The organism is Mycobacterium alsense, from assembly GCF_002086635.1.
Lineage (GTDB): Bacteria > Actinomycetota > Actinomycetes > Mycobacteriales > Mycobacteriaceae > Mycobacterium > Mycobacterium alsense.
In genome coordinates this window covers 1-14384 of the sequence record NZ_MVHD01000080.1, presented here as the reverse complement: position 1 = coordinate 14384, position 14384 = coordinate 1, and the positions used below count along the sequence as shown (strand labels likewise).

Annotated in this window: 10 protein-coding genes and 2 pseudogenes; 5 read left to right on the top strand and 7 right to left on the bottom strand. The window is 70.2% G+C overall.

Annotated features, from left to right (window positions below; translation table 11 throughout):
• Nucleotides 1-345: pseudogene (locus BST11_RS25415) on the top strand (hypothetical protein); the annotation flags it as partial.
• Nucleotides 346-357: 12 nt separating this feature from the next.
• Here the strand turns inward: BST11_RS25415 and BST11_RS25410 are convergent.
• Complete coding sequence (locus BST11_RS25410) at nucleotides 358-1533, bottom strand: AI-2E family transporter (RefSeq protein WP_083140985.1); 1176 nt, start codon at nucleotides 1531-1533, stop codon at nucleotides 358-360.
• Nucleotides 1534-1692: 159 nt separating this feature from the next.
• On the opposite strand from BST11_RS25410, the gene BST11_RS25405 reads away from it, so the two are divergent.
• The gene (locus tag BST11_RS25405) at nucleotides 1693-2865 is read left to right on the top strand and encodes a lysylphosphatidylglycerol synthase transmembrane domain-containing protein (RefSeq protein ID WP_083140984.1); all 1173 of its coding nucleotides are present in this window, start codon (nucleotides 1693-1695) and stop codon (nucleotides 2863-2865) included.
• A gap of 90 nt (nucleotides 2866-2955) precedes the next feature.
• Here the strand turns inward: BST11_RS25405 and BST11_RS25400 are convergent, their stop codons facing one another.
• Nucleotides 2956-3450 (bottom strand): hemophore, encoded by a 495-nt coding sequence (locus tag BST11_RS25400; protein ID WP_083140983.1) that lies wholly within the window; start codon nucleotides 3448-3450, stop codon nucleotides 2956-2958.
• Between the two features lie 307 nt (nucleotides 3451-3757).
• Here BST11_RS25400 and BST11_RS25395 point away from each other — a divergent pair, with 307 nt between their 5' ends.
• Complete coding sequence (locus tag BST11_RS25395; RefSeq protein ID WP_083140989.1) at nucleotides 3758-6799, top strand: MMPL family transporter; 3042 nt, start codon at nucleotides 3758-3760, stop codon at nucleotides 6797-6799.
• Complete coding sequence (locus BST11_RS25390) at nucleotides 6796-7326, top strand: transcriptional regulator (protein ID WP_083140982.1); 531 nt, start codon at nucleotides 6796-6798, stop codon at nucleotides 7324-7326. The genes BST11_RS25395 and BST11_RS25390 overlap by 4 nt, the downstream gene beginning before the upstream one ends.
• Nucleotides 7327-7329: 3 nt before the next feature.
• Here the strand turns inward: BST11_RS25390 and BST11_RS25385 are convergent, their stop codons facing one another.
• Nucleotides 7330-8019, bottom strand: coding sequence for a hypothetical protein (locus BST11_RS25385; protein WP_083140981.1), 690 nt, complete (start codon nucleotides 8017-8019; stop codon nucleotides 7330-7332).
• The gene (locus BST11_RS25380; protein ID WP_142276565.1) at nucleotides 8016-8615 is read right to left on the bottom strand and encodes a hypothetical protein; all 600 of its coding nucleotides are present in this window, start codon (nucleotides 8613-8615) and stop codon (nucleotides 8016-8018) included. The genes BST11_RS25385 and BST11_RS25380 overlap by 4 nt, the downstream gene beginning before the upstream one ends.
• 42 nt (nucleotides 8616-8657) lie before the next feature.
• Between BST11_RS25380 and BST11_RS25375 the strand changes: the two genes are divergently transcribed.
• Complete coding sequence (locus BST11_RS25375; protein WP_083140980.1) at nucleotides 8658-10643, top strand: M13 family metallopeptidase; 1986 nt, start codon at nucleotides 8658-8660, stop codon at nucleotides 10641-10643.
• Nucleotides 10644-10670: 27 nt separating this feature from the next.
• On the opposite strand, the pseudogene BST11_RS25370 reads toward BST11_RS25375, so the two are convergent.
• The 3 genes and pseudogenes from BST11_RS25370 to BST11_RS25360 form a co-directional block, all read right to left on the bottom strand.
• Nucleotides 10671-12881 (bottom strand): annotated as a pseudogene (locus BST11_RS25370) (molybdopterin-dependent oxidoreductase); the annotation flags it as partial.
• Nucleotides 12878-13486 (bottom strand): TetR/AcrR family transcriptional regulator, encoded by a 609-nt coding sequence (locus BST11_RS25365; RefSeq protein WP_083140979.1) that lies wholly within the window; start codon nucleotides 13484-13486, stop codon nucleotides 12878-12880. The gene BST11_RS25365 and the pseudogene BST11_RS25370, both read right to left, overlap by 4 nt.
• Nucleotides 13487-13555: 69 nt before the next feature.
• A partial coding sequence (locus BST11_RS25360; RefSeq protein WP_142276564.1) for a L,D-transpeptidase occupies nucleotides 13556-14384 on the bottom strand: 829 nt, incomplete at its 5' end.

The following is a 14384-nucleotide window of genomic DNA, read 5'->3' as shown; positions in this document are numbered from 1 at the left end:
CCCCAGCCCGCGCCGCGCCCCGCGGGGCCCCCGCCAACGCCCTCCAGCGGCCAGACCCAGGCGATCCCGGTGCCCGCCAACCATTCCGGCGAGGGCACGGACCCGGCCGACCCGACCGCGGCCATGCCGGTCATGCGGACCGACGCCACGGATTCCGAGGCGGCCTCCCAGCAGCTGAACGCCCGCGGGCAGGGCGGGCCCGGCGGCCCCGGCGGCCCCCGTGACAATGGTGACGGTGGCGACGGCGGAGACAACGGGGAGAACCCGCGCCAGCGCCGACGGGCCGGCGGGGGCGGTGGCGCCGTCAGCGCGCAGGATCTGCTGCGCCGCGAGGGACGGCTTTAGCCGCCCGCCCGCTCAGTCGGACCGCCCGTCGGGATCGTCCGGCTTGGCCTGGACGACCACCCCCACCTCGTCGTCCTGGTCCCCCTCGGCCTGCTTTTCGGCCTCCGCTTCCGGATCCCCGGCGAGCAGCACCTGGATCGCGTTGTTGAGGAACGCGACCGTCGGGACGGCCAGCAGGGCGCCGACGATGCCGGCGAGCACCCCGCCGGTGGCGATGGCCAGCACCACAGCGAGGGGGTGAATCGAGACCGCGCGTCCCATGACCAACGGCTGCAGCAAATGGGCCTCCAGCTGGTTGACCGCGATCAGCAAACCCAGCGTTATCAGCGCGTAGACGATGCCCTTCGCCAGCAGGGCCACCACGACGGCCAGCAGGCCCGAGATCAGCGCACCGATCAGCGGGATGAACGCGCCCAGGAACACCAGCGAGGCCAGGGGCAGCGCCAGCGGGATGCCCATGATCGCCAGACCGGTGCCGACGCCCGCCGCGTCGGTCAGGGCGACCAGGAAGGTGGCCCGCACGTAGCCGATCAGCGACGTGTATCCGGCGAAGCCCGCCTCGCGCACCCGGTCCCGGGCGTTGGCGGGAAAGATCTTGGTGACGTACTGCCAGATGTTGCGCCCGCCATAGAGGAAGAAAATCAGCGTGAACAGCGCCAGCACGGCGGCGGTGACCACCTCGGTGATCGTCGCCGCGGTGGACAGCGCGCCGCTGGTGATCTTGGACTGATTGTTGTGCAGCGCCTGGATCGCGGCGTCGCCCGCGTTGGAGATCTGTTCGCCGCGCAGGTGTAGCGGCCCCTCGATCAGCCATCGGCGGGTGGAGTCGATGCTGCGGGTCACCTGATCGGTCAGGTCGGGCAGGCCGTAGATGAACTGCAGGATGACGAAGGTCAGGATGCCGCCCAGGATCGCGAACCCACTCAGCAGCACCAGGGTCACCGCGGCGCCGCGCGGCAGGCCCCTTTTGTCGATCCAGTCGACCGCCGGGACCAGCAAAGCGCTGATCATCAACGCCAGCAACACCGGCACGACGATGACTTCGAGCTTCTTCACCACCCAGAGCAGGGCGACCGCGGCGGCCAGGATGACCAGCAAACGCCACGACCATGCCGCGGCCTTTCGGACGAGGGGCTCGACGGATGCGGCTTCGGGGAGGTCGGAGGCATGGCCAAGGTTTGCCGGCATCTGGTCAGCCTATCCGGCGCCGATGCGTTCCGACGCCCGCTCGGGACGCCCGGTGGAGGCCGGTGGCCGGCACGATCCGGTTACGACCCCAGAACGTCCCAGACACGGTCGGTGCCGCGCCCCGCTGAGCGCGCCACCTGCGCGGTTACCCTAAAGCACGTGTCGCACGACGCACCCCTCCGCAAGCTGGACCTGACGCCCGGGCACGCCCCGCGCGGCAGGTACTGGTGGGTGCGCTGGGTGATTCTCGGCATCGTCGCGATCGTGCTTGCTGTCGAGATCGCGCTCGGCTGGGACCAGCTGGCCAAGGCGTGGATGAGTTTGAACGAGGCCAACTTGTGGTGGCTGCTCGCCGCGGTGCTGGCGGCGGCCGCCTCGATGCACAGCTTCGCCCAGATCCAGCGCACGTTGCTGAGATCGGCCGGGGTCAACGTCAAGCAATTCCGGTCGGAGGCCGCGTTCTACGCCGCCAACTCGTTGAGCACCACGCTGCCGGGCGGGCCCGTGCTTTCGGCGACGTTCCTGTTCCGTCAGCAGCGGCTGTGGGGCGCGTCGGCGGTGGTGGCCTCGTGGCAGCTGGTGATGTCGGGCGTGCTGCAGGCGGTGGGGCTGGCGCTGCTCGGCCTGGGCGGGGCCTTCTTCCTGGGCGCCAAGAACAACCCGTTCTCGTTGCTCTTCACGCTCGGCGGCTTCGTCGCGTTGTTGATTTTGGCGCAGGCGGTGGCGTCGCGCCCGGAGCTGATCGAAGGCATCGGCAGCCGGGTTTTGGCCTGGGCCAACTCGATTCGCGGCAAGCCGACCGACACCGGCCTGGACAAGTGGCGCGAGACCCTGATGCAGCTCGAGTCGGTGAGCCTGGGCCGCCGCGACCTGGGGGTGGCGTTCAGCTGGTCGATGTTCAACTGGGTCGCCGACGTGGCCTGCCTGGGCTTCGCCGCCTACGCCGCCGGCGACCACGCGTCGGTCGCCGGGCTGACGGTTGCCTACGCGGCCGCGCGCGCCGTCGGCACGATACCGCTGATGCCCGGTGGGCTGCTGGTGGTGGAGGCGGTGCTGGTGCCCGGCCTGGTCTCCAGCGGGATGTCGTTGCCCAGCGCCATTTCGGCCATGCTCATCTACCGGCTGATCAGCTGGTTGTTCATCGCCGCCGTCGGCTGGGTGGTGTTCTTCTTCGTGTTCCGCACCGAGAAGATCGACGACCCCGACGACGACGACGAGCCCATCACCGGCCCGCTGCCCGTCGTGCGGGAGGGCCCGGGTGGTGATCCGTGCGCCGACCCGACGGAGGCCGCGCTGCAGGGCCCGTTACCGCCGCCCGAACCGAATCCCTGAGCGCCCGGCGCGGGTCGACGGCACCGAGTGGTGAGCCCAGGGCGTAGCCAGGGGTTTTCAGCCGGCCCCTAGCCGGCCACTAGCCGGCCTCTATCGAGCACTGTTCGGCTTCGGGGCGCCGCCCACCGTGACGCCGGGCAGCAGCGCGCCCGCGGCCGGCGGGGTACCGGCCGGGGATCCCGCGGCGCCCTGCGCCTGCTGCATCATGCCCATCGCCTGCGGGATCGTGATCGGCAGCTTGCACTGCATCGACAGGTTGGTCAGCGGCTGCGCGATCGACGTCAGGTCCCCGGCGACCTTGGGGTTGGCCTCGAAGTAGGACTTCAGCCCGGTCAGCGATTGCGGGCCCGCCTGCTGCTGCAGCATCGCGGTCATCGACTGGTTGGTCTCCGGGTGCGAGTCCAGGTAGTCACCCATCGACTTGGAGACCGAGCCGATGGTCCGGGCGACCTCGCTGGCAGCGCAGGGGTCGTTGGCGCCCGTCGCGGGCGGCCCGGCCAGGACCGCAAAGGCGGCGGCGGGCGCCGCGGTGGCGATCAGCCCTGCCACGAGTCTGCGGCGCCCGGTCGCGGTGCCTGTCGTCATGGGTCACTCCTCAAAGTTCGCGACGGCGCGCAATGCGGGACGCCTCGCAAACGGTTGCAATGGACGGCTCTTCGTGGCGAAAATCCCCCGCCCCACGCGCGGCCATCCGCCATCCTGCCATCCGCGCGGGAGCTCGACAAAAGCCAAAGCTTGGTCACCGGTTCACAACGACTCCGCAGCTTCTTGGCAACATCCGTGTCGTTGCAGCTCAGGAACAAGATAACCCGACATAATCCACAGCCCCCTGCGGTATTCTCGCGTGACCGCACTGCGCGAGAACCCGGGGAGCGACGAAATCCAGCAGTTCATGATGCGCCTCAGCCGCAGCCTGCGTAAGCACCGCTGGTTGGTCTTCACAGGCTGGCTGCTGGCATTGGTCCCCGCCGTTTATCTGGCCATGACGCAGTCGGAAAACCTCACCGGCGGCGGTTTCGAGGTGGCCGGTTCCCAGTCGCTGGCCGTCCACGACCAGCTCGAGGACCTCTACCACGACCAGGGCGCGTCCTCCCTGGCCCTGGTGGCCGCCCCCCGCCCGGATGCCAGCTACGCCGACATCAACGACGCGGTCGCGCTGCTGCGCAGCGTCGCCGGCGAGTTCCCGGGCGTGACCGAGGTGCCCAACCCCACCCAGCGCCCGCCGCAACCCGACCGGCCCTACGTAATCTCGCTGCGGCTGGACGCCCGCAACGCCGGCACCAGCGACCTCGCCAAGCAGCTGCGCAACAAGGTCGGCATCAAGGATGACCAGTCCGGGCAGACCGCGAACGGCCGGGTGCGGCTCTACGTCATCGGCCAGGGCGCGCTGAGCGCCGCCGCGGCGGCGAACACCAAGCACGACATCGCCGCCGCCGAACGGTGGAACCTGCCGATCATCCTGGTCGTCCTGCTGGCGGTGTTCGGTTCGCTGGCCGCCGCGACGATCCCGCTCGCCCTGGGCGTGTGCACGGTCGTCGTGACGATGGGCCTGGTCTACCTGCTGTCGGCGTACACCACGATGTCGGTGTTCGTGACGTCGACGGTTTCGATGTTCGGCATCGCGCTCGCCGTCGACTATTCGCTGTTCATCCTGATGCGCTTCCGCGAGGAACTGCGCTCGGGGCGCCAGCCGACCGAGGCCGTCGACGCGGCGATGGCCACGTCCGGGCTGGCGGTGGTGCTGTCCGGGATGACCGTCATCGCGTCGCTGACCGGCATCTACATCATCAACACCCCGGCGCTGAAGTCGATGGCCACCGGGGCGATCCTGGCCGTCGCGGTGGCGATGCTGACCTCGGCGACCCTGACCCCCGCGGCGCTGGCGACCTTCGGCCGGGCGGCCGCCAAGAGGTCGGCGCTGCTGCGCTGGTCCCGGCAGCCCGAGGGCGCGCAGTCCCGGTTCTGGAACCGCTGGGTCGGGTTCGTGATGCGCCGGCCGTGGGCGTCGGCGGTGGCGGCGTCGGTGGTGCTGCTCGTCATGGCCGCGCCGGCCGCGTCGATGGTGCTGGGCAACAGCCTGCTGCGCCAGTTCGACTCGTCCCACGAGATCCGCGCCGGGGTGGGCGCGGCCGCCCAGGCGCTCGGGCCCGGCGCGCTCGGCCCGGTCCGGGTGCTGGTCAGCTTCCCCGACGGCGGTGCGGCCTCACCCGAGCACAGCCAGACGGTCGGCGCGATCCGTCAGCGTATGACGCAGGCCCCCAACATCGTGTCGGTGTCGCCCCCGCAGTTCGCCGAGGACAACGGCAGCGCCCTGGTGTCCGCGGTGTTGACCGTCGACCCCGAGGACATGAAGGCCCGCGACACCGTCGGCTGGATGCGCACGCAGCTGCCCAGGGTTCCCGGCGTGGGGACCGCACGGGTGGATGTGGGCGGCCCGACGGCGCTGATCAAGGACTTCGACGACCGGGTGTCGCAGACCGAACCGCTGGTGCTGCTCTTCGTGGCGATGATCGCCTTCGTCATGCTGTTGATCTCGGTCCACTCGGTGTTCCTGGCGCTCAAGGGCGTGCTGATGACGTTGCTGTCGGTGGCCGCCGCCTACGGCAGCCTGGTGATGGTCTTTCAATGGGGCTGGCTGCAGGACCTGGGTTTCAGCCACATCAGCTCGATCGACAGCACCGTGCCGCCGCTGGTGCTGGCGATGACCTTCGGGCTGTCGATGGACTACGAAATCTTCCTGCTCGCCCGCATCCGGGAACGCTTCCTGCACTCAGGGAACACCCGCGACGCGGTCGCCCACGGCGTGAGCACCAGCGCACGCACGATAACCAGCGCCGCGCTGATCATGATCGCGGTGTTCATCGGCTTCGCGTTCGCCGGCATGCCGCTGGTCGCCGAGATCGGTGTGGCGTGCGCCGTCGCGATCGCGGTCGACGCCACCGTGGTGCGCCTGGTCCTCGTCCCGGCGCTGATGGCGATGTTCGCCCAGTGGAACTGGTGGCTGCCCGGCTGGCTGCGTCGCGTCCTGCCGTCGGTCGACTTCGACCGCCCCCTGCCCGAGGTCGACCTCGGTGACGTGGTGGTCATCCCCGACGACATCTCCTCGCTGACGCCACCCAGCGCCGACCTGCGGATGGTGCTCAAGTCGGCGGCGAAGCTCAAGCACCTGGCGCCCGACGCGATCTGCGTGGCCGACCCGCTCGCCTTCACCGGGTGCGGCGCCAACGGCAAAGTGACGCAAGGCGTCTCGGAGAGCCTCGCCGGAAGCCGTGGCCCGGGCCCCGGGCAGATTCCCCACCAGGTCAACATCGACGACGACGGCGCGGGCGTCCCGGTCGCGGGGGGCCCTTCCGTCAAAGCCGCCGCCAACGGTCACTCGGCCGCCAAGAAACTGGTCAACGGCCTGGCCGCGCGCAACGGCATCGCCCGCGCGATCGCCGGCGAGCGGCCGGTGCACCCGGTCACGCTGTGGCGCGGGCGGTTGTCGGTCGCCCTCGACGCCCTGCAGACGGGGGCCGCCAAGGCCGGGACCGGGCCAAGCTACGAACGGCGCAGCCCCGTGGAGACCACCCACGTGCAGTTGCCGACGGGCGATCGGCTGCTCGTCCCGACGGGCGCCGAGGCGCTGCGTCTCAAGGGCTACTTGATCATGTGCCGTAACAGCAGCCGCGATTTCGCCGACTTTGCTGACATGGTGGACACGGTGGAGCCGGAGACCGCCGCTGTGGTGCTGGCCGGGATGGACAGGTATTACTGTTGTCAAGCGCCCCGGCGGGAATGGATGGCCACCCAGTTGATCCGCCAGCTCGCGGATCCGCACCCTTCCGATTTCAGTGACGACCCGTCGTCGGAGTCCGACGGCAAAGCGGACTGGGACATGGTCAAACAGCGCTGCCTGTCGGTGGCCGTGGCGATGCTGGAGGAGGCGAGGTGACGTTGGCACCCGACCGGCGCCCCGCACCGCCACCCCAGCGGCCCGCCGACGGACAGCACGGGCCCGGCGGCGGCGTCCCCGGAGCTTTTCAGGACCCCGACCAGCCGGTGGAGTTCTGGCCGACGTCCGCGATCCGCGCGGCGCTGCAGGGCGGCGACATCGCCACCTGGAAACGCATCGCCGCGGCGCTCAAACGCGATCCCTTCGGCCGGACGGCGCGCCAGGTCGAGGAGGTCCTCGAGGGCACCCGCCCCTACGGCATCGCCAAGGCCCTCTGGGAGGTGCTCGAGCGCGCGCGCACCCACCTGGAGGCCAACGAACGCGCCGAGGTGGCCCGCCACATCCGGCTGCTGATCGACCGGTCGGGGCTGGCCGAACAGGAATTCGCGTCGCGCATCGGGGTCTCGCCCGAGGACCTGCGCACCTACCTCGACGGCAGCGTCAGCCCCACCTCCGCGCTGATGATCCGGATGCGACGCCTGTCCGACCGGTTCGTCAAGGTGAAGCGGACGCCGGAGTCGAACTGAGCCTCACCGCGAGTTGATCGGCGACACGTCCGTCACCAGCCAGGTGTTGTCGCGTTTGCTCAGCATCACCCGCAGCGCGGGCGCCGCGCGGCCGGGGGGCCGGCCGGGCTCGTTCTGGGTCACCCGCAGGATGACGGCCACGCTGGCCGCGGCCGGCCCGAGCGCCTCGACCCCGGCCGAAAGCGTGGCGGCCTGCGCCGTGACGTTGTGCTGGGCCAGATCGGCGCTGGACTTCTTGTACTGGTCCCGGAACGCGCCGACCTGTTCGGGCACCATCATCGCCGCGGCCCGGTCGATGGAGGTCGCCGGGGCGCTCGGGGTGAACGACGCCATGGCCTCGGCCATCGCGGTGGCGACCCGAACCACGTCACGGGAATCGTTCGTGAAATCGCGGTCCGGCCGCGTCCAGTGGGTATAGCCCGTCAGCACCGCCGCGCACAGGGCGGCGGTGCACAGCAACACCACCGCCAGCCGCAGCCCGGGCGCGTCGTCGTCGGTGCCGACGCTCACCGAGTCGCGGCGCAGCAGCCAGAAATTGACGGCCACCCCCTCCACGATGAGCAGCGCCAGCACCGAACACGCCGACACCCACCACAGGGGCCAGCCCAGCACGACGCCGATCGCCAGCAGCGCGGCGACGGCGGCCAGCGGCGCGACGATGTCGAAGGCCAGCAGCCTCCAGACGTTTCTCATCGGATGGATCCCAGCCCGGAGATCATCAGCTTGCCGTCCACGTTGGCGACGTCGAGCCGCAAATTCCAGTGCACCGTCTGCGGCTTGGCGCCGGCGTTCTCGCTGATCGACGTCGCCACCACCATGACCGAGTCCGACCGGGTCGCGAACGCAGGCAGCTTGGTGGTGACCACCGGCTTGGCAACGCCGGGCTGGCTGTCCAGGTCGTGGTGCACCGCCTCGACGGCGACCGACTCGATGCGCCCGACGCTCTTCGACTGCAGCTTCTGCACCACCTGCCGGTAGGGATCGATGGCCGCGTCGAAGTCGTTGTTGAGGTCGCCGACGGTCCCGTCGTGCAGCTTCTGCAGGCTGGCGTCGACGTTGCCGCTGTTCATGTTGATCAGCACGCCCGTCCACTCGGCGGCGGTCCGCATGACGCGCGTCAGGTAGGTGCGTTCGCCCACCTCGTCGCGGTGCCCGGACCAGATCAGGTAGCCGAGCACGACGGCGGCGACGGCCAGCAGGCCCAGCACGGTCGAGGCGATGCCGTAGACGGAGAAGACCTGTCCGGCCGTGTGTTCGGGCTCGTCAGCGTCTTCGGCACCGTCGGACATGGCCCGATCGTCGCATCCAAAAGAAGATGGAAGGATGGCGGGGTGACTGTAGAGGCCATCCGATCGGGCGTCGACCTGAGCTTCGTCGACGCGAACGCCCGCCCCCAAGACGACCTTTTCGGCCATGTCAACGGCCGCTGGCTCGCCGACTACGAGATTCCCCCGGACCGCGCGACCGACGGCGCGTTCCGCCACCTGTACGACCGCGCCGAGGAGCAGGTGCGCGACCTCATCACCGAGGTCAGCCGGCGGGGCGCGCCGCCGGGCACGGACCGCCAACGCATCGGCGACCTCTACGCCAGCTTCCTCGACGAGGACGCCGTCGAACGCCGGGGCCTGCGGCCGCTGCTCGACGAACTGGAGACGATCGACGCGGCCGCGGACCCCGCCGCGTTGGCCGCCGCGATGGGCGCCCTGCAGCGCACCGGCGTCGTCGGCGGTGTCGCGATGTACGTGGACACCGACGCCAAGAATTCGGCCCGTTACCTGGTGCACTTCACCCAGTCGGGCATCGGCCTGCCCGACGAATCGTATTTCCGCGAGGAGCGCCACGCCGCGGTGCTGGCCGCGTACCCGGGACACATCGCGCGGATGCTCGGGCTCGTCTACGGCGGCGGCGCGGGCGAGCACGCGGACACCGCGGACCGCATCGTGGCGCTGGAGGCCAAACTGGCCGCCGCGCACTGGGACGTGGTCAAGCGCCGCGATGCCGACCTCAGCTACAACCTGCGCACCTTCGCCTCGCTGCGCGACGACGCGGCGGGCTTCGACTGGGCCGGCTGGGCGAACGCGCTGGGCAGCACCCCGGCTGCCCTCGCGGAAGTGGTTGTGCGCCAACCGGATTACCTGAGCGCGTTCGCCGCGCTGTGGGACAGCGAGGACATTGAGGACTGGAAGCGCTGGGCGCGTTGGCGGTTGATCCGCGCCCGCGCCGCCTGGCTGACCGACGAGCTCGTCACCGCGGACTTCGAGTTCTACGGCCGGTTGCTGACGGGCGCCGAGCAGATCCGGGAACGCTGGAAACGGGCGGTGTCCCTGGTGGAGAGCCTGATGGGCGACGCCGTCGGGAAGCTGTACGTCGAGCGGCATTTCCCGCCGGGCGCCAAGGCCCGCATCGACGCCCTGGTGGACAACCTGAAGGCGGCCTACCGGGCGTCCATCGGCGAGCTGGAGTGGATGACGCCGCAGACCCGCGAGCGCGCGCTGGCCAAGCTGGACAAGTTCACCGCCAAGGTGGGCTACCCGGCGAAGTGGCGCGACTACTCGGCGTTGGTCATCGATCGCGACGATCTGTACGGCAACTATCGGCGCGGCTATGCGGTCAACCACGACCGCGAGCTGGCCAAGCTCGGCGGGCCGGTGGACCGCGACGAGTGGTTCATGACGCCGCAGACCGTCAACGCCTACTACAACCCCGGGATGAACGAAATCGTCTTCCCCGCAGCCATTCTGCAGCCGCCGTTCTTCGACGCCGAGGCCGACGACGCCGCCAACTACGGCGGGATCGGGGCGGTCATCGGGCACGAGATCGGGCACGGCTTCGACGACCAGGGCGCCAAGTACGACGGCGACGGCAACCTGGTCGACTGGTGGACCGACGACGACCGGGCCGAGTTCGGCGCCCGCACCAGGGCGCTGATCGAGCAGTACGAGGCCTACACACCCCGCGGGCTCGACGCCGCCCACCATGTCAACGGCGCGTTCACGGTGGGCGAGAACATCGGCGACCTGGGCGGGTTGTCGATCGCGCTGCTGGCCTACCAGCTGTCACTGAGCGGCCGGCCCGCCCCCGTCATCGACGGCCTCACCGGCGTGCAGCGGGTCTTCTACGGCTGGGCCCAGGTGTGGCGCACCAAATCACGTGAGGCGGAGGCGATCCGGCGACTGGCGGTGGACCCGCATTCACCGCCGGAGTTTCGGTGCAACGGCGTCGTCCGCAACGTCGACGCCTTCTACGAAGCCTTCGGCGTGGGCCAGGGCGACGCGCTGTACCTCGAGCCGGAAAGCCGCGTCCGCATCTGGAACTAGCGCCTGGAGGTAACTGCCGCAGGCTTCGATGCGCGCAGGCACGTGCTTGTGCCACGGCGTGCCGGCGTAAGGGTCGCGCCACCCGGTGGAGGTAAGCGCGTTGGGGGCGACGCCCGGGACGACGATGACCCCGTCCTCGCCCACGTAGTCGAGGCCAAAACCGTTGGGCAGGGCCGCATGTCCGGCGAGCATGGTCTCGGTGATCTCAATGGTCGCCTCCGCGCTGCCGGCCGCGGTGCTGACGCGGGCGCGGCCGCCCTGGACGAGCCCGAGGGTTTGGGCGTCTTCGACGCTCACGCGGAGCGCCCCGTCGGCGTCGCGCTTGCGCCAGGCCGGATCGCGGAAGATGTCGTTGGCGGTGTAGGCGCGCCGCTCGCCGACCGAAAGCACGATGGGGAACTCCGGCGTGGTCAGCTCGGACGGCGCGGCCGCCAACGCCCTCAGGTCGCTGAGCATTTCGGGGATCTCCAGCGCGATCTTGTGGTCGGCGTGGCCGATCAGCGCGAAGTCGTCCTCGTAGGTGTGCAAGGTGAACGTGACCCCGGACGGGTTGTCGAGGATCGCATCGAACAGCGCGTCGCCGTCGGCGTGGCCGGCCCGACGGACCGCGTCGGGATACGCCATCGCGGTCTTCTGGGCCAGCCCCCACGCGGCGGCCGCACCGGCCATCCCGTCGGGCAGCGTCGGCCCCAGTGTCTCGTAGAGGACGAACGGAACCAGCCTCGCCACGGTCGGATTGGTGGCCACCGCGGCGAGGAACGCCTCGGCGTAGGCCCGGCGGCCCCGCGCCGCGGCCTCGTGCAGCGGGCGCAGGTCGGCGTCGTCGAGCACGCCGAGCGCGCGCACCAGCCGCGCCCAGATCTCCGGCTCGGGCAGCGTGCCCGGCAGCGGTGGCAGCAGCGGGCGGCGCAATTGGAAAGTGTTGCCGGGGAACTCGAAGTTGAAGAACGTGGCCTCCGGCTTCTCGAACTGCGACGCCGCGGGAAGCACGTAGTGCGCGAGCCGGGCGGTCTCGGTCATCGCCACGTCCACGACCACCATCAGTTCCAGCGACCGAAAGGCCTCGCGGCAGGCGGCCGAGTTGGCCAGCGAGTGGGCCGGGTTGCTGCTTTCGACGATCATGGCCCGGAACCGGTCGGGGTGGTCGGTCAGGATTTCCTCGGGCACGACGTTGCTCGGCACCAGCCCCGCGATGATGGGCGCGCCGGTGACGGGGGTGCGGCCGGACGCCTGGCCGAGCAACGGCGCGAACGTCGAATGCAGGTGCTGCCCACCCTTTTTCGCGAAGTTCCCGGTGAGGATCCACAGCAGTTTGTTCAGGTAGGAGCACAGGGTGCTGTTGGGCGCCTGCTGGATGCCGAGGTCCTCGAACACCGAGACGCTCGCGGCGCCGCCGATGCGGCGCGCGGCGGCCCGGAGCAGCTCCTCGTCCACGCCGCAGCGCTGCGCGTAGTCGGCGATCGGCACCCCGCGCAGCGCGGCGCGAACGGCGTCGGCGCCGTGCACGCGCTCGGCCAAAAACGCTTCGTTGCAGAGATTTTCCTGCACCAGCACGGCGTCCAGCGCCGCCAGGCACCAGGCGTCGGTCCCGGGCCGCACCCGCAGGTGGAAGTCGGCCATCTTGGCCGTGTCGGTGACGACGGGGTCGATGACGATCATCGACCGGGCCGGGTCCTTGGCGATCTCGTTGAGCACCACCCGGGCCCGGGGGAAGCTCTGCGACATCCACGGGTTCTTGCCGACGAACACCGAAACCTCGGCGTGCTCGAACTCCCCCCGGGTGTGGCCGCCGTAGAGCTGCGCGTCGACCCACGCCTCGCCGGTCTTCTCCTGCGCCAGCGCATTCGACCGGTACCGCGACCCCAGCGCCTTCAGGAAGGCGCCGCTGTACGCCCCGCCCAGGTGGTTGCCCTGCCCGCCGCCGCCGTAGTAGAAGATCGTGTCCCCACCGTAGGCGTCACGGATGTGTTTGAACCCCTCGGCGATCTCGACGATCGCGGTGTCCCAGTCGATCTCCTCGAACGTCCCGTCGGCGCGCCGGCGCATCGGCGAGGTCAGGCGGGCGCGGTGGTTCTGGTAGTGGTCCAGGCGCAGCGCCTTGTTGCAGGTGTAGCCCCGCGACGCCGGGTGCGCCTTGTCGCCCCGGATGCGGGCGAGCCGCCGGTCTTCGACCTGCACGACGACGCCACAGTTGCATTCGCACAGGATGCACGCGGTCGGCTGCCATTCACCGGTCATCTGTTCGACTTCCTTTCCGGCGCATCCGGCGCATCCGGCGCGGCGGCCAGCAGCAGGCTGCGCAGCTGGCGATGGACGAGGTCCAGCGGCGCGGGGTCGCGTCGCACCCGGGCCAGCAGGATGGCGCCCTCCAGCGCCGAGGTCATAAACACCGCCAACTCGCCCGCCCGCTCGCGCGGTATCCCGTCGGCGATCAAACACGCGGCGATCAAGTCGGTCCACCGGTCGAACGCCGCCGCCGCGCGCTCGGTCACGGGGGCCATCCGCTCGCGGTCCTGCTGCTCGCCGGCTTCGACGGAGACCGCCGCGACGGGGCAGCCGGCGCGAAAGTCGGTGTCCAGCAACTGGCTTCGGTACTTGGCGATCAGGGTGTCCAACAGCTCGACCCCGCCCTCGGCGCCGCTGATGATGGCGCCGACGTGCTCGGCGGCGTAGTCGACCGCCTCGCAGAGCAGCTGGGTCCGCCCGCCGGGGAAGTGGTGGTAGGCCGACCCGCGCGGCGCCCCGCTGTGCTCGAGGACGTCCGAGATCGCGGTGGCGTGCGCGCCGCGCTCCCTGATCAGCAGCGCGGCGGAGACGACCATCCGCTCGCGTGGGCCCGACATATGTATGATGCTATACATAATCGGCCGGCAAGCGAAAGTGCTCGGCGAAAGTGACTCGGCGCTAGGGCGCTACGTCATCCAGTCGCTGGAGCCGTCGTTCTTCTTGTAGTCGCCGCCCGTGGAGTTCTTCACGATGATCGGGTCCCCGGCGCCGAAGTTGTCGTAGAACCACCTCGCGTTGCTGGGGCTGATGTTGATGCAGCCATGGCTGACGTCCCGCTTGCCCTGGTCGTCCACCGACCACGGGGCGCTGTGCACGAAGTCGCCGACGTTGTCGAACCGGACGGCCAGTTCGACGGTCACCTTGTAGCCGTAGGTCGAGTTGACCGGGACCCCGTAGGTGGAGGAATCCATCACCACCGAGGGCATCTTCTCCTGCACGTAGTAGGTGCCGTTGGGCGTCTGGTGGTTTCCGGACGACATCCCCATCGACATCGGGATGGTCTTCTCCACGGTGCCGTTGCGCGTGACGGTCAGCTGGTGGGTGGCGTCGTCGGCCGTGGCGATCAGGGTGTCCCCCGTCTGGAAGCTCGACACCGTACCGCCGGCGTCAATGGTGACCGCCGTATGGGCGGGCCAGAAGCTCAACGGCCGCCAGCGCAGCTGCGTCGGGGTCATCCAGTAGAACTTGCCGGGCACCGGCGGCACCGACGACACGTGCACCGCGTCGATCGCGGCGCCCGCGTCGTCGACCCGGCCCGGGAAGTTGATGATGATCGGCTGGCCGACCCCGACTGTCGAGCCGTTCTTCGGCAGGATCGTCGGCGGCCCGAACGGCGGCGTGCCCATGAACGGCGTTGGGTTCTGCCCGGCGGCCGGGCCCGAGGCCACGGGTTGCGCACCGGGGAAGGGCAACGGCGGCGGCGGTGGCGCCAGCGGGTCGGCCGCCGGGCAGAAC

Coding starts and splice junctions, on each gene's coding strand:
- BST11_RS25400 (WP_083140983.1), bottom strand. CDS start 3,450: ATGACGACAGGCACCGCGACCGGGCGCCGCAGACTCGTGGCAGGGCTG.
- BST11_RS25365 (WP_083140979.1), bottom strand. CDS start 13,486: ATGTCGGGCCCACGCGAGCGGATGGTCGTCTCCGCCGCGCTGCTGATC.
- BST11_RS25385 (WP_083140981.1), bottom strand. CDS start 8,019: ATGAGAAACGTCTGGAGGCTGCTGGCCTTCGACATCGTCGCGCCGCTG.
- BST11_RS25380 (WP_142276565.1), bottom strand. CDS start 8,615: ATGTCCGACGGTGCCGAAGACGCTGACGAGCCCGAACACACGGCCGGA.
- BST11_RS25395 (WP_083140989.1), top strand. CDS start 3,758: ATGATGCGCCTCAGCCGCAGCCTGCGTAAGCACCGCTGGTTGGTCTTC.
- BST11_RS25410 (WP_083140985.1), bottom strand. CDS start 1,533: ATGCCGGCAAACCTTGGCCATGCCTCCGACCTCCCCGAAGCCGCATCC.